This window comes from Maricaulis sp. (genome assembly GCF_048269565.1).
Classification (GTDB): Bacteria; Pseudomonadota; Alphaproteobacteria; order Caulobacterales; family Maricaulaceae; genus Maricaulis.
Window position 1 is genome coordinate 46,084 of record NZ_JBLXIK010000004.1, and the last position, 22,235, is coordinate 68,318.

The 22,235-nt window shown below is 65.3% G+C and carries 18 protein-coding genes; 14 read left to right on the plus strand and 4 right to left on the minus strand.

Annotated elements, in window-relative coordinates; all coding sequences use genetic code 11:
• Nucleotides 1-2 precede the first annotated feature (2 nt).
• From murD to ACN0YL_RS09500, 9 genes are all read left to right on the plus strand, one after another.
• Nucleotides 3-1,427 (plus strand): UDP-N-acetylmuramoyl-L-alanine--D-glutamate ligase, encoded by a 1,425-nt coding sequence (murD, locus tag ACN0YL_RS09460; RefSeq protein ID WP_417497812.1) that lies wholly within the window; start codon nt 3-5, stop codon nt 1,425-1,427.
• The gene (gene ftsW / locus ACN0YL_RS09465; protein ID WP_417469836.1) at nt 1,424-2,551 is read left to right on the plus strand and encodes a putative lipid II flippase FtsW; all 1,128 of its coding nucleotides are present in this window, start codon (nt 1,424-1,426) and stop codon (nt 2,549-2,551) included. The genes murD and ftsW overlap by 4 nt, the downstream gene beginning before the upstream one ends.
• Nucleotides 2,548-3,654 carry an undecaprenyldiphospho-muramoylpentapeptide beta-N-acetylglucosaminyltransferase gene (gene murG / locus ACN0YL_RS09470; protein WP_417491220.1) on the plus strand — a complete coding sequence of 369 codons (1,107 nt, stop codon included), beginning with the start codon at nt 2,548-2,550 and terminating at the stop codon, nt 3,652-3,654. Before ftsW ends, murG begins: the two co-directional genes overlap by 4 nt.
• Nucleotides 3,651-5,057 carry a UDP-N-acetylmuramate--L-alanine ligase gene (murC, locus tag ACN0YL_RS09475; RefSeq protein ID WP_417497813.1) on the plus strand — a complete coding sequence of 469 codons (1,407 nt, stop codon included), beginning with the start codon at nt 3,651-3,653 and terminating at the stop codon, nt 5,055-5,057. The genes murG and murC overlap by 4 nt, the downstream gene beginning before the upstream one ends.
• Nucleotides 5,015-5,986, plus strand: coding sequence for a UDP-N-acetylmuramate dehydrogenase (gene murB, locus ACN0YL_RS09480; protein ID WP_417497814.1), 972 nt, complete (start codon nt 5,015-5,017; stop codon nt 5,984-5,986). Before murC ends, murB begins: the two co-directional genes overlap by 43 nt.
• Complete coding sequence (locus ACN0YL_RS09485; protein ID WP_417497815.1) at nt 5,983-6,897, plus strand: D-alanine--D-alanine ligase; 915 nt, start codon at nt 5,983-5,985, stop codon at nt 6,895-6,897. The genes murB and ACN0YL_RS09485 overlap by 4 nt, the downstream gene beginning before the upstream one ends.
• A gap of 137 nt (nt 6,898-7,034) precedes the next feature.
• On the plus strand, nt 7,035-7,793 hold the full coding sequence (locus ACN0YL_RS09490) for a cell division protein FtsQ/DivIB (protein ID WP_417497816.1): 759 nt from the start codon (nt 7,035-7,037) through the stop codon (nt 7,791-7,793).
• Nucleotides 7,790-9,115, plus strand: coding sequence for a cell division protein FtsA (gene ftsA / locus ACN0YL_RS09495; protein WP_417469847.1), 1,326 nt, complete (start codon nt 7,790-7,792; stop codon nt 9,113-9,115). The genes ACN0YL_RS09490 and ftsA overlap by 4 nt, the downstream gene beginning before the upstream one ends.
• A 103-nt stretch (nt 9,116-9,218) precedes the next feature.
• Nucleotides 9,219-9,620, plus strand: a complete 402-nt coding sequence (locus ACN0YL_RS09500; RefSeq protein ID WP_417497817.1) for a hypothetical protein — start codon at nt 9,219-9,221, stop codon at nt 9,618-9,620.
• Nucleotides 9,621-9,677: 57 nt separating this feature from the next.
• Here the strand turns inward: ACN0YL_RS09500 and ACN0YL_RS09505 are convergent, their stop codons facing one another.
• A complete protein-coding gene (locus tag ACN0YL_RS09505) occupies nt 9,678-10,892 on the minus strand; it encodes a S41 family peptidase (RefSeq protein ID WP_417497818.1) in 1,215 nt (404 codons plus the stop codon).
• Nucleotides 10,893-11,080: 188 nt separating this feature from the next.
• Complete coding sequence (locus tag ACN0YL_RS09510) at nt 11,081-11,881, minus strand: helix-turn-helix domain-containing protein (protein WP_417497819.1); 801 nt, start codon at nt 11,879-11,881, stop codon at nt 11,081-11,083.
• 182 nt (nt 11,882-12,063) lie between these two features.
• On the opposite strand from ACN0YL_RS09510, the gene ftsZ reads away from it, so the two are divergent.
• The 5 genes from ftsZ to ligA all read left to right on the plus strand — a co-directional run bounded on the left by ftsZ (nt 12,064) and on the right by ligA (nt 19,566).
• Nucleotides 12,064-13,647, plus strand: coding sequence for a cell division protein FtsZ (gene ftsZ / locus ACN0YL_RS09515; protein WP_417497820.1), 1,584 nt, complete (start codon nt 12,064-12,066; stop codon nt 13,645-13,647).
• A gap of 124 nt (nt 13,648-13,771) precedes the next feature.
• A complete protein-coding gene (gene lpxC, locus ACN0YL_RS09520; protein WP_417491228.1) occupies nt 13,772-14,671 on the plus strand; it encodes a UDP-3-O-acyl-N-acetylglucosamine deacetylase in 900 nt (299 codons plus the stop codon).
• Between the two features lie 110 nt (nt 14,672-14,781).
• A complete protein-coding gene (locus ACN0YL_RS09525; RefSeq protein ID WP_417491229.1) occupies nt 14,782-15,612 on the plus strand; it encodes an outer membrane protein assembly factor BamD in 831 nt (276 codons plus the stop codon).
• A gap of 27 nt (nt 15,613-15,639) precedes the next feature.
• Nucleotides 15,640-17,337 (plus strand): DNA repair protein RecN, encoded by a 1,698-nt coding sequence (gene recN / locus ACN0YL_RS09530; protein WP_417497821.1) that lies wholly within the window; start codon nt 15,640-15,642, stop codon nt 17,335-17,337.
• 120 nt (nt 17,338-17,457) lie between these two features.
• Nucleotides 17,458-19,566 carry an NAD-dependent DNA ligase LigA gene (gene ligA / locus ACN0YL_RS09535; protein WP_417497822.1) on the plus strand — a complete coding sequence of 703 codons (2,109 nt, stop codon included), beginning with the start codon at nt 17,458-17,460 and terminating at the stop codon, nt 19,564-19,566.
• A 182-nt stretch (nt 19,567-19,748) separates the two neighbouring features.
• Here ligA and ACN0YL_RS09540 read toward each other — a convergent pair whose 3' ends face one another.
• Together ACN0YL_RS09540 and ACN0YL_RS09545 are read right to left on the minus strand one after the other, a co-directional pair.
• Nucleotides 19,749-20,276 (minus strand): hypothetical protein, encoded by a 528-nt coding sequence (locus ACN0YL_RS09540; protein ID WP_417497823.1) that lies wholly within the window; start codon nt 20,274-20,276, stop codon nt 19,749-19,751.
• Nucleotides 20,276-22,114 (minus strand): aminopeptidase P family protein, encoded by a 1,839-nt coding sequence (locus ACN0YL_RS09545; protein WP_417497824.1) that lies wholly within the window; start codon nt 22,112-22,114, stop codon nt 20,276-20,278. The genes ACN0YL_RS09540 and ACN0YL_RS09545 overlap by 1 nt, the downstream gene beginning before the upstream one ends.
• Between the last annotated feature and the right edge of the window lie 121 nt (nt 22,115-22,235).

Here is a 22,235-nt window from a genome sequence, read left to right on the forward strand (position 1 = left end):
CGATGATCCCGGTCCACGCTTTCAAGGGTCGCCGTGTCGCCGTCTTCGGGCTGGGCCGCACCGGCCTGGCGACCATCCGTGCCCTGCTGGCCGGCGGCGCCGAAGTCTCGGCCTGGGATGATTCCGAAGCCTCGCGCGCGAGCGCCGAGGCGCAGGGCTTCGTGCTCGACGATCTCAACCGACGCGACTGGGGCGATATCGCCGCCCTGGTGCTGTCGCCGGGCGTGCCGCTGACCCATCCCAAGCCACACCGCATGGTCGAACTGGCCCACGCCGTCGGCGCACCGGTGATCGGCGATATCGAATTGTTCGCGCTGGAAATCGCGGCCATGCCGGCCAAGCGCCGCCCGAAAATCATCGGCATCACCGGCACCAATGGCAAATCGACCACGACGGCCCTGATCGGCCATATCCTGCGCGAGGCGGGGCGCAATGTGACGGTGGCCGGCAATATCGGCGATGCGGTGCTGGCGCAGGATCCGCCGCGTCCGGGCTCGTATTTCGTGCTGGAGCTGTCCTCCTACCAGATCGATCTGACGCAGAGCCTGCAGTGCGATATCGCCATCCTGCTCAATATCAGCCCGGACCATATCGACCGCCATGGCGATTTCGCCGGCTATTTCGCCGCCAAGCAGCGCCTGTTCGCGATGCAGGGCGAGACTGGCGTCGCCGTCATCGGCGTCGATGATGCCGAGACCAGTGATTTCTACTCGCGGCTGCGCATGCAGCGCCCGGACGCGCAATTGCTGCCGATTTCCGCCGGGCGCGTGGTGCCGCATGGCGTCTATGCGCTGGGCAACCAGGTCTATGAGGCGCTCGGTGTCGCGCCGCAATCGGTGATGCAGCTCGATCGTGCCCGCGCCTTGCCCGGCCGCCACAACGCCCAGAATATCGCCGCCGCGCTGGCGACGGTGCGCATGCTCGGCATCGGTGCCCGCGTCGCCGCCGATGCGATCGCCGGCTTTGGCGGTCTGGCGCATCGCCAGGAACAGGTCGGTGAGATCTCCGGCGTGCGCTTCATCAATGACAGCAAGGCCACCAATGCCGAGGCGGCGATGCAGGCGCTGGCCTGTTACGACCCGATCTACTGGATCGCCGGTGGCCGCCCCAAGGCGGGCGGGCTGGAGCCGCTAAAGCCCTTCTTCCCGCGGATCGCCAAGGCCTATCTGATCGGCGAGGCCGAGGCGCGGTTCGCTCGTGAACTCGATGGCAAGCTGGCCTGCGAGCGTTGCGGCGATCTGGCGACGGCGACGGCCGCTGCCTGCCGCGACGCGATCGCCGATGGCCGTCCGGGCGCCGTGGTGCTGCTGTCGCCGGCTGCGGCTTCATTTGACCAGTTCGCCAATTTCGAGGCGCGGGGTGATGCCTTCCGTGCCCTGGTTTCCGGGCTTGAAGCGCCGGTCGCTGACGCGGAGACGGGCGCATGATCGTCTGGCTGCCACGGGCGGTGGCCTCCTGGTGGCGCGGCATTGACCGCACGCTGCTGTTTGTCATCCTGGCGCTGATCACCACCGGCATTGTGCTGTCGATGGCGTCGAGCCCGGCGGCAGCGGCGCGGCTGGGCCTCGACGACCCTTTCCACTTTCTCTACCGGCAGGTGATCTTCTCGCTGATCGGCGTGGTCGCCATGCTGGCGATCTCGAGCCTGAACCCGAAGGGCGCCCGGCGGCTGGCGGCCCTGGTGCTGGTCGGGGCCTTTGTGCTGATGCTTGCGACCCTGCTGGTCGGCTATGAGGTCAAGGGCGCGACGCGCTGGCTGCGCTTTGGCTCTTTCTCGCTGCAGCCCTCGGAGTTTCTCAAACCGGCCCTGCTCGTCACCGTCGCCTGGCTGTTTGCCGAGGAAAAGCGCGGCGCACCGATCCCGGGGCGGCTGATCGCCTTTGGCCTTTATCTCGCGGCCGTCGGCCTGTTGATGGCGCAGCCGGATTTCGGGCAATCGGTGCTGTTGACCTTGTGTTTCGGCGGCGTCTTCTTCGCCTCCGGCCTGTCCTGGCTCTGGGTCTCCGTGCTCGGCGGGCTGGCGGTGACCGGTTCAGGACTGGCCTATCTCACCCTGCCGCACGTGGCGGCGCGGGTGCAGAGCTTCATCAATCCGGAAGACAATGAGACCTACCAGATCGACCGCGCCATCGAGGCGATCTCGCGTGGCGGCCTGACCGGGGTCGGGCCGGGCGAGGGCGAGGTGAAACATCTCCTGCCGGACGCCAATACCGATTTCATTTTCTCGGTTGCGACCGAGGAGTTCGGCCTGCTGGCTTCGCTGTCGATCATCGGCCTGTTCGCGATCCTGGTGACCCGGGCCTGGAACCAGGCGATGCGGCTCAATGACCATTTCGCGCAGCTGGCGGTGGCCGGCCTGGCGCTGCAATTCGGGCTGCAGGCGCTGATCAACATCTCTGTGAACTTGAACCTGATCCCGCCGAAGGGCATGACATTGCCATTCGTTTCCAATGGAGGGTCGTCCATGCTCGCCCTGACCTTTGCGGCCGGTCTGATGCTGGCCTTCACGCGCCGCCGTCCCGGTGCCTATTCGATGCAATATTCCGCATGACGCCGCGTCGTTGCCTGATTGCCGCGGGCGGAACCGGTGGCCACATGTTTCCCGCTCGCGCCGCCGCCGAGGCGCTGATCGCGCGCGGCTGGCAGATCCGTCTGGTGACCGATGCGCGCGGGCTCAAACACACCAACGGTTTTCCTGCCGTGGCGATTGACGAGATCCATGCCGCCAGCCCGTCGACCAAAAACCCGGTCAAACTGGCCCGGGCCGGTATCGAGCTGGCCAAGGGGCTGAGCGAGACGCGCGCCATCATCAAGCGCTGGAAGCCCGATGTCGTCGCCGGTTTCGGCGGCTATCCGGCCTTTCCCGCCCTGGCGGCGGCGCAGACGATGAATATTCCCTATGCCATTCACGAGCAGAACGCGGTCTTGGGCCGCGTCAACCGTGTCTTCGCGGGACGGGCGGGCTTTGTCGCCTCCGGCTTTGAACGGCTCGACCGGCTCTCGGCCCAGGGCCGCAAGCATCATCTGCTGACCGGCAATCCGCTGCGCCAGCCCATCCTCGATGCCCGCGCCGCCGGGTACACGCCGATCACCCCGGACGGGCGCATCACTCTGCTCATCCTCGGCGGCAGTCTCGGGGCGCGTCTGTTGTCGGAGACCGTGCCGGCGGCGATCGCAAAACTCCCGGAATCGCTTCGTTCCCGCCTTGATGTGGTCCAACAAACCCGGGAAGACTCGCTGGCTATGGCGCGAGAGATTTACCAGTCCTGTGGCGTGAACGCCCGCTGCGAGCCCTTCTTCGAGGATGTCGGCGCGCTCTATGCCGCCGCGCATCTGGTGATTGGCCGCGCCGGTGCCTCGACCGTGTCGGAGATTGCCGGTGTCGGACGTCCGGCGATCTTCTGCCCGCTGGCCATCGCGGCTGATGATCACCAGAGCGCCAATGTCGAAGGCCTGGTCGCGGCGCTCGCCGCCGACACGCTGCCGGAAGCCGAATTTACCGCCGAGCGTCTGGCCGGGCTTTTGCAATCACGCCTGTCTGATCCGGTGGATCTGGCCGAGCGCGCCGCTGCCGCGCGCTCGCTGGGTCGCCCCGACGCCGCACAAGCACTGGCCAAGGCCGTTGAAGGCCTGGTTCGAGGAGCACTGACATGAAATTTGCCGCTTTGCCTTTCCCGGTCGGCCCGGTCCATTTCGTCGGCATTGGCGGCATTGGCATGAGCGGTATCGCCGAGGTGATGCTCAATCTGGGCTATGCGGTGCAGGGCTCCGACATCAAGGCCAATCCCAATGTCGAACGCCTGCGCGAGCTCGGTGCCAAGGTGGCGATCGGCCATGCCGGCGAGAATGTCGCCGGCGCCGGTGCGATCGTGGTGTCCTCGGCCATCAAGCCAAACAATCCCGAGCTGGTCGCGGCCCGTGCCGCCAAGATCCCGGTCGTGCGCCGCGCCGAAATGCTGGCCGAGCTGATGCGGCTGAAGTTCGCGGTCGCCGTCGGCGGCACCCATGGCAAGACGACCACGACCTCGCTGGTCTCGGTGCTGATGGATGCGGCGGGTGTCGATCCAACGGTGATCAATGGCGGCATTATTTCCGCCTATGGTTCGAATGCGAAGGTTGGTCTGGGCGACTGGATGGCGGTCGAGGCGGATGAGTCCGACGGCTCCTTCCTCAAGCTGCGCGGCACCGTCGCCATCGTCACCAATATCGATCCGGAACATCTCGAGCATTACGGCGATTTCGACACGCTGCGCGAGGCCTTCTACCAATTCGTCGAGAACCTGCCGTTTTACGGCTTCGCCGTGTTGTGCACCGATCATCCCGAAGTGCAGAGCCTCGCCAGCCGCGTCCAGGACCGCCGCGTCATCACCTATGGCCTCAATCCCCAGGCCGATGTGCGGCTGGAGAATCTGCGCTCCGACGCCAGCGGCGCGACCTTCGATGTCTGCTTCCGCCTGCGCGGCCAGGCGCAAGAACGCTGGAGCGATGTCTTCCTACCGATGATGGGCGAGCACAATGTGCTCAACTCGCTCGCCGCCCTGGCGACGGCACGCGAGCTCGGTCTCACCGAGGCGGCCGGCAAGACGGCGCTGGCCGAGTTCGGCGGCGTCAAACGCCGCTTCACCAAGACCGGGGAGTGGAAGGGCGCCAGCATCATCGATGATTATGGCCACCACCCCGTCGAGATCACCGCCGTGCTGAAAGCCGCGCGCCAGGCCTCGTCCGGCAAGGTCATCGCCGTGATGCAGCCACACCGCTATTCGCGTCTGCACGATCTGTTCGACGATTTCTCGACCTGTTTCAACGATGCCGACAGCGTCCTCGTCGCCGATGTCTATACCGCCGGCGAAGACCCGATCGAGGGCATTGACCGCGATCATCTCGTCGAGAGCCTGCGCGCCCACGGTCATCGCGATGCCAATCCGGTCGAGCGGGAGACTGTCGCCGCTGAAGTCGCCCGCCGCGCCGCCGCCGGCGATGTCGTCGTCTGCCTTGGCGCCGGCGATATCACGCAATGGGCCTATGCCCTGCCGTCAGAGCTGGAGGCGCTGGGTTGAGCCTGATCGAGCGCCTGCCTCCGGTCCGCGGCAAATATATCGAGGCTGCACCGCTCGCCGATGTGACCTGGCTGCGCGTCGGCGGCCCGGCGGAAGTGCTTTACCTGCCGGCGGATGAATCCGATCTGGCGCGATTTCTCGCCGAGACGCCGGACGATATCCCCGTGCATGTACTTGGTGCCGGCTCCAATACGCTGGTGCGTGATGGCGGCGTGCCGGGCGTGGTGATCCGCCTGACGGGCGCTTTCGCGAAGACCGAAGCGCTCGGCGACAACCGGCTGCGGGCCGGGGCAGGTGCGCTCGACAAGATGGTCGCCAGGGCAGCGGCGAAGGCCGGGATCGCCGGGATGGAATATCTCGTTGGCGTGCCGGGCACGATTGGCGGCGCGCTGCGGATGAATGCCGGCTGCTATGAGCAGGAGACCCGGGATGTTGTGGTCGAGGTCGTGGCGCTGGACCGCGCCGGGCGGCGCATCATCGCGAAGCCGGATGAACTCGCCTATGCCTATCGCCATAGCGGTGCGCCGGCGGACTGGATCTTTGTCGAGGCGGTGTTGCAGGGCACGGCCGACGCGCCGGCCGCGATCCTCGAACGCATGAACACCATCACCGCGCGGCGCGAACGCACCCAGCCGATCCGCGAGAAAACCTCCGGCTCGACCTTTGCCAATCCCGATGCGCCGGGCACGCCCGATGCGCGCAAGACCTGGCAATTGATCGACCAGGCCGGCGGCCGCGGCCTGCGCGTCGGCGGGGCGCATTTTTCCGAGCAGCATTGCAATTTCCTGATCAATGACGGCAGCGCCACAGCCGCCGATCTGGAAGATCTCGGCGAAGAAGTTCGCGCGCGCGTCAAACAGAAGTCCGGCGTCGATTTGCGCTGGGAAGTCAAACGCATCGGGGTGCGGGGCAAAGGGGAATCCAAATGACCAAACGTGTAGCCGTTCTGCTCGGCGGGCTGTCGCCGGAACGTGATGTGTCGCTGGTCTCCGGCCGCGCCTGTGCCAAGGCGCTGCGGGAGAAGGGCTATGACGTCGTCGAGATCGATGCCAGCCGCGAGCTGGCGCAGCAGCTCAAGGATGCCAATCCTGACATCGTTTTCAACGCCCTGCACGGCGAATGGGGTGAGGATGGCATGGTCCAGGGCGTGCTCGAACATTTCGGCAAGCCCTACACCCATTCCGGCGTGCTCGCCTCGGCGCTGGCGATGGACAAGCAAAAGGCCAAGGCCGTGCTGCGCGCTTCGGGCATTCCCTGTCCGGAAGGGGTGATCGTCAACCGGTTCGAGGCCGCCAAGACCCACGCCATGAGCCCGCCCTATGTCGCCAAACCGAATGCGCAAGGCTCCTCGGTCGGGGTGCATATCGTGCTCGAGGGCGCCAACCGGCCGCCGGCCGAGCTGGGCTCCGAGGCCTGGGCGCTGGGCGATGAGGTTTTGATCGAGCGCTATATCCCCGGCCGCGAACTGACGGTCGCCGTGATGGAGGATCGCGCGCTCGCCGTGACCGAGATTATCCCCAACACGACCTTTTATGATTACGAGGCAAAATACGCCGCCGGTGGTTCGACTCATATTTTACCTGCGGATGTTTCGCCGGAGATTGCGGAGCTTGCGCGCGAATTGGCTTTGCAGGCACACGCGGTGCTGGGTTGCCGGGGCTTGACACGCACCGATTTCCGTTACGACGAATCAGCGAATCCGCCTCTATGGTTACTCGAAATTAACACCCAACCGGGCATGACTCCCACTTCACTGGCGCCAGAACAGGCGCTCTTCTGCGGGATCGAATTCAATGATCTCGTCGAGTGGATGGCGGAGAATGCGTCGTGTCGAAGGTAGCACGTGGCGGGTCGCGAAAAGCACCCCGCCGCAAGTCTAACCACCGGTCCGCCGCGGTGTCTGCACCGCGGCGTTTGCGTAACTGGGCGGAAGCCCAATTTAGAAGTGCGCGTTACCGAGTGGCAAATGCAGCCCGTATGGGCGCGATGGCGGCTGCCGCACTCCTGCTGGCGACCGTCGCCGGTCTGACCCTGTTTGGCCAGCTCGACGACGTCGTGCGCCTGGGCGGCGACAAGATCACCGTGCGGCTGGCCGATATGGGTTTTGCCGTCCGTTCCGTCGATGTCACCGGTGCCGGCGAGGAGATTGCCCATTCCATCGTTGTCGCTACCGAAATCTATGACGGCCAGTCCCTGTTCTCCGTCGATCCCGGCGATATCCGTAGCCGTGTTGAAGCGCTGCCCATGGTGCGCTCCGCGACCGTGGCGCGCCTGTGGCCCGACCGGATCTCGATCGTGGTGGAAACCCGCGAAGCCTTCGCCCTGTGGCAGGTCGACGGTGTGCTCAACATTATCGACCGCGACGGCGTCGTGCTGGCCGAGGCCGATGTCATGAACCCGCCGGATCTGCCGTTGGTGGTCGCCGAGGGCGCCAATCAAAGCGCCGTCGAGATCGTCGAGGCCTTGGCGCTGCACCCGGCCATTCGCGCCCATGTCGTCGGCGCGGTGCGCGTCGGTGACCGGCGCTGGAATTTGCGGCTCGACAGTGGCGCCGATGTGAAATTGCCCGAAGGCGATGTCCAGGCCTCGGTGGCCATTCTGGCGCGCCTGCAGGCCGAACGCGGCATCTTGCGCCTGGCGGCCGAGAGTTTTGACCTCCGCGGGCAGGGTGATTTGATTGTCAGAGCCTTGCCCGACCGGGCAGCGGCGGCCGGTATGCGGGAGCATGAAGCATGAGTGTGTTCGGGTTTTTGCGTCCCCAATCCTCCCAGAATGGCGGCAATGGCAAGGCGCCTGGCGTCTGCGCCGCGCTGGATGTCGGCTCCTCCAAGATTGCCTGCTTCATTGCCAAGACCGATCAGACCATTGCCGGGCCGCGTCCGCGCGCCATTGGTGTCGGCCATCAGTCCAGCCGCGGCGTCCGCGCCGGTGCCATCGTCGATATGGACGAGGCGGCCGAAGCCATCCGCGCCGCGGTCGAACAGGCCGAGCGGATGGCGGGGCAGGCGGTCAGCTCCGTCACCCTGACCCTGTCGGCCGGCCAGCCGACCAGTACGCGTCTCGGCGCCGAAATCGATTTGCCGCAGCGCGAGGTCACCGAGCGTGACCTGCGCCGCCTGCTCGATGGCGCTCTGTCGGAATTTGCCGTCGCCGACCGTGTCGTGCTGCACGCCATCCCGCTGGCCTGGTCGGTTGATGACCATCGCGGCATCCGCGACCCGCGCGGCATGTTCGGGCGTACGCTCGGTGTCGAGGTGCATGTTATCACCGCCGCCATCGGGCCGCTGCGCAATCTGATGACCTGTGTCGAACGCTGTCATTTCGATCTCAAGGGCGTGGTCGCCACGCCTTACGCCTCGGGTCTTTCGGCCCTCGGCGATGACGAGGTTCAGCTTGGCGCCACCCTGATCGATATGGGAGCGGGTGCGACCACTGCGGCGGTCTTCGCCGAGGGCGCGCTGCTGCATATCGACACCGTGCCGGTGGGCGGCTCGCACGTCACCTCCGATGTCGCGCGCGGCCTGTCGACGCCGCTTGCCGCGGCGGAGCGGCTCAAGACGCTCTACGGCTCGGCGCTCGACAGCCCGGACGACGACCAGCAGATGATCGAGGTGCCCTCGGTGACCGGCGACCGGATCTATGGGTCCGCGCCGCGCTCCCTGCTCAATTCCATCATCCGGCCCCGGCTGGAAGAGACATTCGAGCTGATCCGCGACCGGCTTGATGCCGCCGGCGTCAGCAAGACATCCGGCCGGCGCCTGGTGCTCACCGGCGGTGCGGCGCAATTGCCCGGCACCGGCGAACTGGCGGCGCGGGTGTTTGGCAAACAGGTGCGGATTGCCGGACCCAGCGGCATTACCGGTCTCGGCGATGCCGTGTCCGGTCCCGCCTTCAGTGCGGTCGCCGGTGTGGTCCGCCGCGAGACGCGCGGCGCCGCCGAAGCCATCGCCGGGCCGCCGCGCCTGGGCGTGACGTCCGCGGCCCGCATCCGCCGGGATCCCGCGCGTGAGACGGCCCGTGGCGGCGCGGTCTGGCGCTGGTTCGCCGAGAGCTTCTGAGCAGGCCCGGCAGGGCTGCGCAGCTCATAATCAATGACCCGGCCGGTAAGTGTTTTCGGACCGGGATGCCTTATATCCGACCTGCTCAACACAGGTCCGCATCATGTCGTTCACCCGCATCACCCCTCATCACGCCGACGGCTATGTCGAAGCCGTGTTCGACGGGCATGAAGACTGGATGTCCGCGGTCCAGAATATCGAACAGATCGTTGCCCTGTTCGACGAGCTGGATATTTACCGCGTCCTGCTGGACTTCCGGCGTGTTGACATGCGCATTGCGGTGGTCGAAGCGCCTGAAGTCGCGGCGCTGTTTCACAAATACGCCTATCACGAGATGAGCTTCGGCATTGTCGCCTCGGATGACCCGCGCGGGCTTTCCACGGTCGAGTGTTTCGGCAAGAGCATGTCCAGGCTCGGCCACAGGGTCGAATTTCTCGATACAGCGGCCGAGATCGCAGCATGGACGGACATGCACTCGAAGGCCCGTCGCCGCCGTACCGGCTAGCCCCTGCACACGCCCCGCCGCGCGGGTTGAGAGCCGCACGGCAGGAGCAGGACGCAGTCAGGGCTGTCCCACCTCGCGAAAATTCGATTCCACATGCCCGTTACCATAGACGACGTCGAGACGGTTGGCCTGGCCATCGGCATCTCGATAGAAAACTAGTCTGAAGTCTTCGAATTCGCGGACCTGGAAGGTGTCTGACCCGTCGGAGACCAGGGTGGCAGGCGCGCGTGAACCGCGAATATAAACGGTTTCATCGCCCCGCACAGCGATACGGCGATCCCCGTAAAGCCCGATCAGCCCCGCGCGTTCCTCCTCCGAGGGCGTGTGTCCGACCAGCATGGCGCGAGCGCGGTCAAGCGCCCAGCTGATTTCCTCCTGCAGGACTTCGTCATCGGTCGCCTCGAGCAGGCCGGTCCAGGCGAGCTGGAGCGCGGTATCGACCTCGGCGCCGGGCTCGGTGATAATATCCGGAGTTACCCCGTCACCTTCCCAGCTGACCCCGCCAACTTCGCTGCGGCCATGGGACACCCAGACGCTGAAATCATGGCCTGCCGCGAACATGCCGCCCGGATTGGCTGCGCCATAACTGTTCTGGCCGATCACGGTCGCCCGTCCGAGATGTTGCAGGCTCGCCGCCAGCGCTTCCGCCGCCGAGCCGGTGGCCGGGCTGATCAGCACATAGAGCGGCACCTCGCTCAGACGCGTCGGCTGAGCTGGTGGTTGCGACCAGTATTCGTCGGTCTCACCGGTCGTGCGCCAGTGGATGGAAGTGAGCAATTGCGGTTCGGCCCCGAGGAACTGGCCGGCCAAAAGCTGGACCATCTCCGGTTCGCCGCCGCCATTATTGCGCAGGTCCAGAATGACAGCGTCGGAATTGGCCAGAACCCGCGTAATGGCGAGATAGGTCTCGCCGGCAAAATCCGGGGAGGGCAGCATGCGTATCCGCACGAAGCCGACGTTGCCGGACCGGTGTTCGAAACGCTCGATGCCATGATTTGACCGGCGCGAGGCGTCGGGCCAGCCTTCGCTGTGATGGCCGGCCTCGGCTTCCTCGCTGCCCCACTCCACGACGCCGTGACGATCAAAGCCGACGACTTGCTGTGACAGAGCGGCAGCAAGTTCTTCGGGCTCGGTCATCCCGTCATACTCACCCGCCTCCATTGACGCGCGCAGCGCCTGCGCGATCTCCTCGCCCCGCGCCGGGTCATGATAGTTGGCGCGATAGAGATCACCGACGCTGGCAACGACTTCGTGGATCTGGGAATCGGACATTGGGGGAACGGGCTGGGCGACCGCCGGGGAAAGGATCAGACCGGCAGGTGCGAGCAAAAGTGCGGCCGTGAGGCAGGATCGAATTGCTGTAAACATTGAAATCTCCAACTGACACGAGAGAGGTCTCTACGATCGCTGGCGGGTGCGGTCGCGGACAAATGAAACCAAATTGCCAGGCTTACGGCGAATTAATCCGCCAGCCAGCGCGCCAGTGCGCTGGGTGAAAATCCGGTTCGCTTCGCCATTTCGCGGGCCCCGTGGCTGGGATCGCAAAACCCGGCATCGAAGGCGGCCTGGGTCAGGCTGGCACCGCCCGCCAATGCTTCGGTGACGGCGCGCGCGCACATCGCATTGACGCTGTAGCTCTTTGGAGTCAGCCCGTAATGGCGGCGGAAGGCGCGGCACAGATGCACCCGGTGCACACCGGCCTGGCGGGCGACGTCTTCGATCGAGGCCGCGCCTTCGCCGCCATCGAGCCGCTGCCTTGCCCGGGCGAGCCAGACCGGAGGTGAGGCGATAGCGTCGCGGGGGGTTTCGAACAGGGCATTCGCGAGCGCACGGATTGCCGACCGGTCGGCGCGTTCAATGCCGGCCAGGATCGCCTTCGCCAGCCCCACATGACGAAAACCATCGAATGTGAGGGCCGCCCGCCCGGTGAGACGCGAGGTCTCGCCGATCAAATCTCCGCCCAGCGCCGGATCAAAATCAACCGTCAGGCAGAGGCTGCCAGTTGGCGCATAGCGATTCGCGTGCCGCATCCCGGCAGGCATATAGGCCGCAAAGGGGGCGCAGATCTCAAACCGCTCGGCATCGCGAGTCTCCTGCATCGAGCCCAGCAATAGCAGGGTCAGAAAGCAGCGGTCATGCTGGTGGTCGGGGACTTCGGCGCCGGGGCTGTAATAGACCAGCCTCAGCCGGACTCCAGGCTCCTCAAACAGGACCGCTTGACGGGCCTGCCCGTGTTTTAGGCTGATGTTTTCTTCCCGCATTGGCGCTCCAATCGGCAGAGCTTTGAAGTCCCGCCAGGACTTTGCGAGTTCCGAACTCTATGCCCCAGGTTAGCGATATATCCCATGATTTTCGCAGCCGTTTAACACTCGCTTAAGCGTCGCGGGCAGAAACTTCATGGTGAATCGTTTCTTATCCGAACCAGCCGGCCACGAGGTCTCGCATGACGTTGAATCTTTCCCTGCCCGAGACGACCGAACTGCGTCCCCGCATCGTTGTGTTTGGTGTCGGCGGAGCCGGTGGCAATGCCGTCAACAACATGATCGAGGCCAAGCTGGAGGGGGTCGACTTCGTCGTTGCGAATACCGACGCTCAGGCCCTGACACGGTCACAGGCCGAGAAGCGGGTCCAGATGGGCGCCGCGATCACCGAGGGGCTCGGTGCGGGTGCGCGTCCGGAAATCGGCGAACAATCGGCCGAGGATTCGATCGAGGAAATTCGTGAGCACCTTGCCGGTGCCCACATGGTCTTCATCACCGCCGGCATGGGCGGTGGCACCGGTACCGGCGCAGCGCCTGTCGTGGCGCGCGCGGCCCGGGAAATGGGGATTCTCACCGTTGGCGTCATCACCAAGCCCTTCCATTTCGAGGGCACGCGCCGCATGAAACTGGCCGAGTCCGGCATCGGGCAGCTGCAGGATCATGTCGACACGCTGATCGTGATCCCGAACCAGAACCTGTTCCGCATTGCGACCGAGAAAACCACCTTCGCCGAAGCCTTCTCGATGGCCGACCAGGTGCTGCATTCCGGCGTTCGCGGCATTACCGATCTGATGGTGATGCCCGGCCTGATCAATCTCGACTTTGCCGATGTGCGTTCCGTGATGAACGAGATGGGCAAGGCGATGATGGGCACCGGCGAAGCCTCCGGCGAGAAGCGCGCCATCGAGGCCGCCCAGGCCGCCATTTCCAATCCGCTGCTCGACGATGTCTCGATGCGCGGCGCCACCGGCGTGCTGATCAATATCACCGGCGGCTATGACATGACGCTGTATGAAGTCGACGAGGCAGCCAACGAGATCCGTTCCGAGGTTGATCCGGAAGCGAATATCATTGTCGGCTCGACCTTTGACGAAAACATGGAAGGCTCGATGCGCGTGTCCGTGGTCGCCACCGGTATCGAGGCGGAAGCCGCCGTGGTCGATCCCCGTTCGCGCCTGCGCGGCGCGGCCGCGCCTGCCGACCGCACGCCCAACGACGCCATCCTGCCGTGGAAACGCACCAATTCGGATCGTCCCGGACGCGTCGCCGCCGAGGCAAAACCCGAGCCCGTCGAGCGCTTTGAAGCGCCGCGCGAAGCCCAGAGTGAAGCGCTGCCGATCGCTGTCGGCGCCGAGGATCTGAGCGAGGCCATCGCCGAGACGCCGGACGAAACCGGGCATGACCCTTATGTTGCCGAAGCCGGTGACGCGCATCTCGCCGAAGTCCGGACGCCGCAGGTCCGCGTCGATCAGGCGCGCCTGGCCGAAGAGGCCGCAACCCTCAATGCCCGCTATGAGCAGCGCCGTGCCACGGAAGGTCCGTCGCGCGCTGCGCCGGCGGCCCAGGAAGAGCCGAAGCGTGGGGGCTTCTCGCTGTTCGGACGCCGCCGCAAACCGGCCGAGCCGGCACCGAAGGCGGCCCCGACGACCACGCGCAATACCGGTGTTCAATCAACAACTCGTATGTCGAGCGGCGATCTGTTCGGTGAAAGTGTCGACGAAGGCGATCTGGAAATTCCCGCCTTCCTGCGCCGTCAGGCCAACTAGAAGCGGCTTGCCGTAACAAACCGCAACAAAGCTTTAGTTGAATGATGACGCCCCATGTCGTTCTGTGCAGGCGAGGGGCGACGCAAGTCGCTGATTGTTGAACCAGAAAAGACGGCGTTGTGTTGTGATTTACCGGCAAACATTGGCGGCACCTGTAGTGTGCGCAGGCATTGGTCTCCATACCGGGGAGCGTGTCCGCCTCGTGCTGAAACCGGCCTCGACCGGCGCCGGGATCTGCTTCGTCCGTTCCGATATCACTGACCGCGACAATCGCATCGAGGCGCGGGCCGACAGTGTCACGGCCGTGCGTCTGGGCACCACGATCGCCAATGCCGCCGGTGTTTCGGTCGCAACGGTTGAACACCTGATGGCGGCGCTCGCCGGCCTCGGTGTCGATGATGCGATCGTGGAAATCGACGGGCCCGAACTGCCGGTGATGGATGGCTCTTCCGCCCCCTTTGTCGATCTGGTCAGCCAGGTCGGGCTGAAACAGCTCGCCGCGCCGCGCCGCGCCATCCAGGTGCTCAAGCCGGTGGTGATCGAATCGGAAGGCCGCCGCGCCAGCTTCCTGCCGGCGCTCAAGTCGATGATCGAGGTCGAGATCAATTTCGAGCACAGCGCCGTGGGCAACCAGTCCTGCGTGTTCGAAGTGACCCCTGAAATCTTCTCCACCGACATTGCCTCTGCGCGCACCTTCGGCTTCCGCAAGGATCTCGACGCCCTGCTCGCTGCCGGTCTGGCGCGCGGCGGGTCGATGGACAACGCCGTCGTGCTTGATGATGACGGCGTCGCCAATCCGGAAGGCTTGCGCTTCGATGACGAGTTTGCGCGCCACAAGGCTCTCGACGCGCTCGGCGATCTTTACCTCGCCGGTGCACCGATTATCGGCCGCTATCACGCCCAGCGTCCGGGCCATGCGGTCAACAATCTGGCACTGCGCGCCTTGCTCGCTGACAAGTCGGCCTGGAAAATGGTTACAGTGCGTGACGCTTGCCAGCACGACGTGGCGATGGCCAACTCCTGATATTGCGGCGGTTGACCTGACGCGGCTCTTTTGTCGCGGCGCATGATCCGCTACAAGCATTTCTGGACCGGCGGTCATCCGACCGCCCTAGCTGCTGAGCCGTGTTCAATATGACCTTTTTGTCGCGTTTGCTGCCGACTGTAATCCTGTCTGTTCTCGTCGCTGCCTGCGCGGGCGGACCGGACACTTCGGTGGCTTATGTCGAGCGTCCGGCTGAATCGATTTACGCCGACGCGTTCGCAACGATGGAGCGGGGCCAGTACCAGCTCGCCGCCGCCCAGTTCGACGAGGTCGAGCGCCAGCATCCCTACTCGGAATGGGCCCGTCGCTCGATGTTGATGGCGGCCTTTGCGAACTACCAGGCCAACAAGTATGACGAGGCCGTCTCTGACGCCCAGCGCTTCATCTCGCTGCACCCCGGCAATCGCAGCGCGCCCTATGCCTATTACCTGATCGCCATCAGCTATTTCGAGCAGATCGTCGATGTCGGCCGTGACCAGCAGATCACCCAGCAGGCGCTCGATGCGCTGCAGCAGGTGGTGCGCCGCTATCCGGAAAGCCGTTACGCCACCGATGCGCGGCTGAAGATCGACATGACGCGCGACCATCTGGCCGGCAAGGAAATGGATATCGGCCGCTGGTATCTGCGCCGCAATTATCACCTCGCCGCGATCAACCGTTTCCAGAACGTGATTCGCGATTACGGCACCACCTCGCACGTTCCCGAGGCCCTGCACCGCCTGGTCGAGGCCTATGTCTCGCTCGGGCTCGACAGCGAAGCGACCCAGGTTGCCTCGGTGCTCGGCTATAACTTCCCGGGCAGCGACTGGTACCAGAACAGCTATAACCTGCTGACCCGCGAGGGGATCGCGATCGAGGACGGGATCGAGCAACGCGATCCGTCCTTCATTGACCGCGCCATGCAGCGCATCTTCGGCTAGGTTGGGCAGGAGGTGCGATCGCTCTGAATGCTGCAATCGCTCTCGATCCGGAATGTTGTCCTTATCGACAGTCTCGACGCCGGCTTCGACCGGGGTCTGTGTGCCCTGACGGGTGAGACCGGCGCCGGCAAATCCATTCTGCTGGGCGCTCTCGGGCTGGCCGTCGGCGAACGCGCCGAGCGCGGCCTCGTCCGTGCCGGCACTGAAGAGGCATCGGCCACTGCCGAATTCGATCTCGCCCCCGCCCATGCCGCCTGGGCCGTGCTTGACGAAGCCGGGCTGGTATTCGAGCCCGGTGAGGCGCTGATCCTGCGCCGCCGACTGGCCGAGGATGGCCGCAGCCGCGCCCATATCAATGACCAGCCCGCCAGTATCGGCCTGCTGCGCAGCCTCGGTGATGTTCTCGTTGAAGTGCATGGCCAGCATGACGGGCGCGGCCTGCTCGACCCGAAAACCCACCGTAGCCAGCTCGATGCCTATGCCGGCAATGCGTCGCTCAGGGAGGCCTGCCGCAAGGCGTGGACCAACCTGTCACAGGCACAGGCCAGCCTCGACGACCTGGTGCGCGCCCATTCCGCCTCGACCGGTGAGCAGGACTTCCTGCGCCATGCGCTGGACGAGATCGACAAGTTGCAGCCGCGCGCCGGCGAGGAAGCAGAGCTGGCCGAACAACGGCAATTCCTGATGGGGGCCGAACGCGCGCTGGGCGATCTGCAGGAGGCCCAAGAGGCGCTGGCCGGCGATGGCGGCGGGCTCGAGAGCCGGCTCAATCTCGCGGTGCGCGGGCTGGAGCGGGTGCGTGACCAGATCGGCGAGGCCGGCGGCGCTGCCGGCGAGGCGCTGGACCGGGCCGCCGCAGCGATCGACCGCGCGCTGATCGAGTTTGGCGAGGCGGGCGATGCCCTGACCGATGCGGCGCGGGCCTTCGAGATCGAGCCGGGCCAGCTGGAAAGCGTCGAGGAGCGCCTGTTTGCCCTGCGGGCGCTGGCGCGCAAGCACGAGGTCGATGTTGATGAATTGCCGGCGCTGCATATCCGCTTCGCCGACCAGCTCGACGCGATCGAGAATGCCGGTGAGCGTATCGCCGAGGCGGAAAAGAGCGTCCAGGCGGCGCAGGCCCTGTATCGCGACGCGGCGGGCGCCCTGACGCGCTCACGCGACAAGGCGGCGCAAAAGCTCGCCGCCGCGGTCGCGTCCGAATTGCCGCCGCTGAAAATGGACAAGGCCCAGTTCCGCGTCGCCCTGACCACCGATAATGACCGCGCCGGCCCCGAAGGCTGCGACATGGTCCGCTTCGAGGTCTCGACCAATCCGGGCGCCCCCTTCGGTGCCCTCGACAAGATCGCCTCCGGTGGTGAGTTGTCGCGCTTCGGCCTGGCGCTCAAGGTGGCGCTGGCCGGGGATGAGGATGGCCGCGTGCTGGTGTTTGACGAGGTCGACCAGGGCGTTGGCGGCGCGGTTGCCGATGCGGTCGGACGGCGGCTGAAACGGCTGGCCCGCACCGGGCAGACCCTGGTGGTCACCCATAGTCCGCAAGTGGCGGCGCTGGCCGATCACCACTGGAAAATCATCAAGGAAGACGATGGCAAGGGCGGTGTGCGCACCGTGCTGGTCCAGCTCGACGGCGAGGCCCGCCGCGAGGAAATCGCGCGCATGCTCTCCGGCGCCGAAGTGACCGATGCAGCGCGGGCGCAGGCCGACCAGCTGATGGCCGTCCAGGCCTGATCGCCGCCTGGTCGCGCGCTGCGGCGCGGTGCTGTCGCCCGCTCGACCCTGCCGACAATTTCTCCACAATGGCCCCGATACCGGCTAGATTCGGCCGACCCGTCAGCCTGCGAGCAAATCATGAGCGCCTTGAAAGATGTCGGCATGTTGAGCGAGGCCGAGGCGAATGCCGAGCATGCGCGTCTCGCCCGTGAAATCGCCCGCCATGACAAGGCCTATTACAACGAGGATGCGCCGAAGGTTTCCGATGCGGTCTATGACGCGTTGCGCCAGCGGCTCGAGGGCATCGAGGCGCGCTTCCCGCAACTGGTCGATCTGTTCAGCCCGAGCCAGCGCGTTGGTGCTGCACCCTCGGGCAAGTTTGGCGAGATTGTCCATGCCGTGCCTATGCTCTCGCTGGGCAATGCCTTCAATGATGAGGACGTCGCGGATTTCGTCGGCCGGGTGCGCCGCTTTCTCGGCCTCAGCGATGAGGAGCCGGTGGCGATCACCGCCGAGCCCAAGATTGACGGCCTCTCGGCCAGCTTGCGCTATGTGAAGGGTCAGCTCGTCTCGGCGGCGACACGCGGCGACGGCACGACCGGCGAGGACGTCACCGCCAATATCCGCACCCTCAAGGATATCCCGCAGACCCTGCCCGGTGCCGGCTGGCCCGAAGTGCTTGAGGTCCGCGGCGAGGTCTATATGAGCCATGCCGATTTCGCCGCGCTCAATGAGCGCCAGGAAGAAGCCGACAAGCCCGCCTACAAGAATCCGCGCAATGCCGCCGCCGGCTCCCTGCGCCAGATCGATCCGAAAATGACGGCGCAGCGGCCGCTGAAATTCTTCGCCTATGCCTGGGGCGAACTGAGCGAGCCTCTAGGCGAAACCCAGATGGACGCGGTCAGGCGCTTTGCGGACTGGGGTTTTTCGGTGAACCCATTGATGCAGCTCTGCGACAGCGTCGAGGCAATGATCGCCGTCTATCGCGATATCGAGGCGAGGCGCGCCAGCCTGGGCTATGATATTGACGGCGTGGTCTACAAGGTCGACCGGCTCGACTGGCAGGCCCGCCTCGGTCAGGTGGCGCGGGCACCGCGCTGGGCCATCGCCCATAAATTCCCCGCCGAACAGGCGACCACCGTGCTCGATGGCATCGATATCCAGGTCGGCCGCACCGGCTCGCTCACCCCGGTGGCGCGGCTGAAGCCGGTTACCGTCGGCGGCGTCGTCGTCTCCAATGCAACGCTGCACAATGAGGACGAGATCGCGCGCAAGGATGTCCGTATCGGCGACACGGTCGTGATCCAGCGCGCCGGCGATGTCATTCCCCAGATCGTGCGCGTCGTCGATCCGGATCGGGCGGGCCGCGGCGAGCCCTTCAATTTCCCGACGACCTGCCCGGTCTGCGGCAGCCATGCCGTGCGCGAGCATGACGAGAAGACCGGCAAGCTCGACGTGGTGCGGCGCTGTACCGGCGGGCTGATTTGCGGGGCGCAGATCAAGGAAAGACTGCGCCATTTCGTCAGCCGCAAGGCCTTCGATATCGAGGGCCTTGGCGCCAAACAGATCGAGGCCTTCCATGATGAGGGCCTGATCACCGAGCCGTCGCACATCTTCACGCTGAAGGCGCGCAATGCGGCCGGCGAGATCGTGCCGCCGATCCAGGAGCGCGAAGGCTGGGGCGAGACCAGCGCCAATAATCTCTTCGCGGCCATCGAGAGCCGCCGCACGATTGCCCTGTCGCGCTTTCTGAACGCGCTGGGCATTCGCCATATCGGCGAGAACACCGCCACCCTGCTGGCCCGGACCTATGGCAGCTGGGCGGCGTTCAGCGTGGCGGCCGGACATCTCTCTGACGAGACGGTGCGCGCGGAAATGCTCGGCATTGATGGCATTGGCGAGACCGTCATCGAAGCGCTCGACCAGTATTTTTCCGAGCCCCACAATCGCGATCTTCTGGCCCGTCTGGTGGCGCAGCTCACCATCGAGGATGCGCAGGCCGTCGCCTCCGACAGCCCCGTCGCCGGCAAGACCATCGTCTTCACCGGCGCGCTCGAACGCATGACCCGCGACGAGGCCAAGGCCAAGGCGCAATCGCTTGGCGCCAAGGTGGCGGGCTCGGTTTCGGCCAAGACGGATCTGGTGGTGGCGGGGCCCGGTGCCGGCTCCAAGGCGAAGAAGGCGGCGGAGCTCGGGGTGGAGATGATCTCCGAGGATGAGTGGTTCACGCTGATCGGGGAGGGGTGATCGATCCTGCCGTCACCAGCTCCGTCGGCTGCGCCGACACCTCTTCCATCAAGGAAGAGGAGGGAGTGTGGTTTGGCACCGGTAGAAATTGCGGACGTCATCCTCTTCCTTGATGGAAGAGGTGCCCCCGAAGGGGGCGGAGCTGGTGATGATCATCGCGTGATTTCGTTGCCGAAACAGGCTCAGTCCGGCGTCACCCGCCGGTAAACCCCGTCGATCCGCGGCTCACCCACAGCTTCCAGATAGCTCAGCAAGATCCCGCTCAGCCGGTCCCAGTCCGTCACCTGGCAATAGCCCGCCTCGCCCTCGGCCTGGGTGACGTCGTAATCGTCGAGCACGGCCTGTTCGAGTTGGCTGCAGGAGGGCTGGTGGTAGGTGATGATGCCGTCAGGATAGATCCAGACGAGGCCATAGACCCAGTTGTCGTCATCGGGCTTCATCGCCACGTAGATGCCCGGGGCCAGTTCGCGCAGGCGGACATTGTCGTGCGGGAAATCGGCGACTTCGGAATGATAGCTGGCGCCGCGCCGCCGCACCTCGCCGCGCCACATTGGCTGGTCGAAGGGCGTGCCGTCGGCGAGATAGGGCGTGTGGGTATAGACGCCATTGGCGATCGGGAATTCGGCCGCACGGCGGGTGATCAGCGGCCGTTCCGAGTAGAAACAGCCGCTCAGGATCAGAGCCGCAAGAACGATCGCAAAACGCCGCACTAGGGCGTCGCGCCGGCCAGCGGCTCGGTCGCCTTGTGCAGCCAGGCCGCGATATCGCCCTCGACCAGCGGCGCGATGCGCTTGCGCACTTCGGCGTGATAGGCATCGAGCCATTCGATTTCCGCCGGGGTCAGGATCGACAGGTCGATCAGGCCGCGATGGATCGGCGCCATGGTCAGGCTTTCAAAGCCGAGCATCGGCCGTTCGCCGCCGGCGATCATTTCCGCTTCGGTGACGAATTGCAGGTTTTCGATCCGGATGCCATAGCCGCCTTCCTTGTAGAAGCCGGGCTCGTTGGACAGGATCATGCCCGGCTCGAGCGCGACGGCGCTGGGCGACTTGGCGATGCGCTGCGGGCCTTCATGCACGCCGAGGAAAGCGCCGACGCCATGGCCGGTGCCGTGGTCATAATCGAAACCGGCCTCCCACAGCGGAAGGCGCGCCAGGATATCCAGCTGGGTGCCCGTGGTGCCCTTGGGGAAGCGCACGCGCGCCAGAGCGATATGACCCTTGAGAACGCGGGTGAACTGGGTGCGCATTTCCGCGGTCGGCTGACCGATCGGCACGGTGCGGGTGATGTCGGTGGTGCCGTCGGGATACTGGCCGCCACTATCGACGAGATAGAGCGAGCCGGGCACGAGTTTCAGATTGCTGGCCTCGGAGACGCGGTAATGCGCGAAAGCGCCATTGCCCTGGGCGCCGGAGATGGTGTCGAAGGACAGATCGCGCAGTTCAGGCAGGGTCTTGCGGATCGCTTCCAGCTTGCGTGCGGCCATGATTTCATCGACTTCGCCGCTCTGGGCCGTGGTGTCGAGCCAGTGCAGGAATTGCACGATGGCGGCGCCGTCGCGGATATGCGCCTGGCGTGAGCCTTCGATCTCGGCGGCGTTCTTGGTCGCCTTGGGCCGCATCACCGGATCTTCCAGCTTCTGCACCGTCGCGCCGCCGGCCCCGAGCCGCTCCAGCACCCAGGCCGAGGCGGTCGAGGGATCGACGCGGACCGTCTTGCCGGCAAGTTCCGACAGGCCGGCCTCGAACTCGGTTTCCGGGCGCAGGGCGACCTGGTTGCCGAGATGGCTGCGGGTCTCGTCGGTGATCTTTTCCGGCGCGACAAACAGGGTCGCGCTGCCGTCCTTGTTGATGATCGCCGAGGAGAGCGGCAGGGGTGAGCGCGAGACATCGCCGCCACGGATATTGAACAGCCAGGCGATCGAGGGCGGCGCCGTGATCACGGCCGCATCAGCCCCGCCGCGTTCGACGGCGATGCCGATCCGATGGCGTTTCGACGTATGGTCTTCGCCCGCAAATTCAAGCGGTTGTGGATTGATCAACGCCATCGGCGCGGCCGGACGGTCACTCCAGGCCAGATCGATCGGATTGGTCTCGACCGGGACCAGCTCGACCTTGGCCCGCATCGCGGCGGTCTTGAGCAGATCCAGCGCTGCGGGGCTGTGCAGACGGGCATCATAGCCGATTTTTTCGCCCGGCTTGCCGTGCTCCTCGATCCAGCCATACATGCCTTGACCCACCAGGTCGCAATAGTCGAAAATCTCCGGTGCGGCCTGCTGCCGGACCTGGCCGGTATAGCGGCCATCGACAAAGATCGCGGCGCGGTCGGCCATCACGATGGCGGCGCCGGCGGAACCGGAAAATCCGGCGATCCAGAGCAAACGCTCATTGCAATCAGGCAGATACTCATTGTCATACTCGTCCTCATGCGGGACGAGAAAGCCGTCGAGACCGAGCTTTTTCAGCTCTGCGCGAAGCTTGGGAACATTGTCGCGGCCATAGTGAAAGCCGCCTTTTACGTCGAAAGTCTGGGAGATCATCTGGGTCATGGGGGCAAGCTAGGCCCGCGCGCGACCGGTTTCAATGCCTGTGATCGGCGGCATGCATTTGCGCAAGCCAGACCTGCAGCAAAGGGCCTCCACATCGCCGCCAAAGCGGCGCACACGCTGC

Excerpts from the sequence above, each read along its gene's own strand:
- murD (WP_417497812.1), top strand. The coding sequence starts at position 3 with ATGATCCCGGTCCACGCTTTCAAGGGTCGCCGTGTCGCCGTCTTCGGG.
- ftsW (WP_417469836.1), top strand. The coding sequence starts at position 1,424 with ATGATCGTCTGGCTGCCACGGGCGGTGGCCTCCTGGTGGCGCGGCATT.
- murG (WP_417491220.1), top strand. The coding sequence starts at position 2,548 with ATGACGCCGCGTCGTTGCCTGATTGCCGCGGGCGGAACCGGTGGCCAC.
- murC (WP_417497813.1), top strand. The coding sequence starts at position 3,651 with ATGAAATTTGCCGCTTTGCCTTTCCCGGTCGGCCCGGTCCATTTCGTC.
- murB (WP_417497814.1), top strand. The coding sequence starts at position 5,015 with ATGGGCCTATGCCCTGCCGTCAGAGCTGGAGGCGCTGGGTTGAGCCTG.
- ACN0YL_RS09485 (WP_417497815.1), top strand. The coding sequence starts at position 5,983 with ATGACCAAACGTGTAGCCGTTCTGCTCGGCGGGCTGTCGCCGGAACGT.
- ACN0YL_RS09490 (WP_417497816.1), top strand. The coding sequence starts at position 7,035 with ATGGGCGCGATGGCGGCTGCCGCACTCCTGCTGGCGACCGTCGCCGGT.
- ftsA (WP_417469847.1), top strand. The coding sequence starts at position 7,790 with ATGAGTGTGTTCGGGTTTTTGCGTCCCCAATCCTCCCAGAATGGCGGC.
- ACN0YL_RS09500 (WP_417497817.1), top strand. The coding sequence starts at position 9,219 with ATGTCGTTCACCCGCATCACCCCTCATCACGCCGACGGCTATGTCGAA.
- ACN0YL_RS09505 (WP_417497818.1), bottom strand. The coding sequence starts at position 10,892 with ATGTCCGATTCCCAGATCCACGAAGTCGTTGCCAGCGTCGGTGATCTC.
- ACN0YL_RS09510 (WP_417497819.1), bottom strand. The coding sequence starts at position 11,881 with ATGCGGGAAGAAAACATCAGCCTAAAACACGGGCAGGCCCGTCAAGCG.
- ftsZ (WP_417497820.1), top strand. The coding sequence starts at position 12,064 with ATGACGTTGAATCTTTCCCTGCCCGAGACGACCGAACTGCGTCCCCGC.
- ACN0YL_RS09525 (WP_417491229.1), top strand. The coding sequence starts at position 14,782 with ATGACCTTTTTGTCGCGTTTGCTGCCGACTGTAATCCTGTCTGTTCTC.
- recN (WP_417497821.1), top strand. The coding sequence starts at position 15,640 with ATGCTGCAATCGCTCTCGATCCGGAATGTTGTCCTTATCGACAGTCTC.
- ligA (WP_417497822.1), top strand. The coding sequence starts at position 17,458 with ATGAGCGCCTTGAAAGATGTCGGCATGTTGAGCGAGGCCGAGGCGAAT.
- ACN0YL_RS09545 (WP_417497824.1), bottom strand. The coding sequence starts at position 22,114 with ATGACCCAGATGATCTCCCAGACTTTCGACGTAAAAGGCGGCTTTCAC.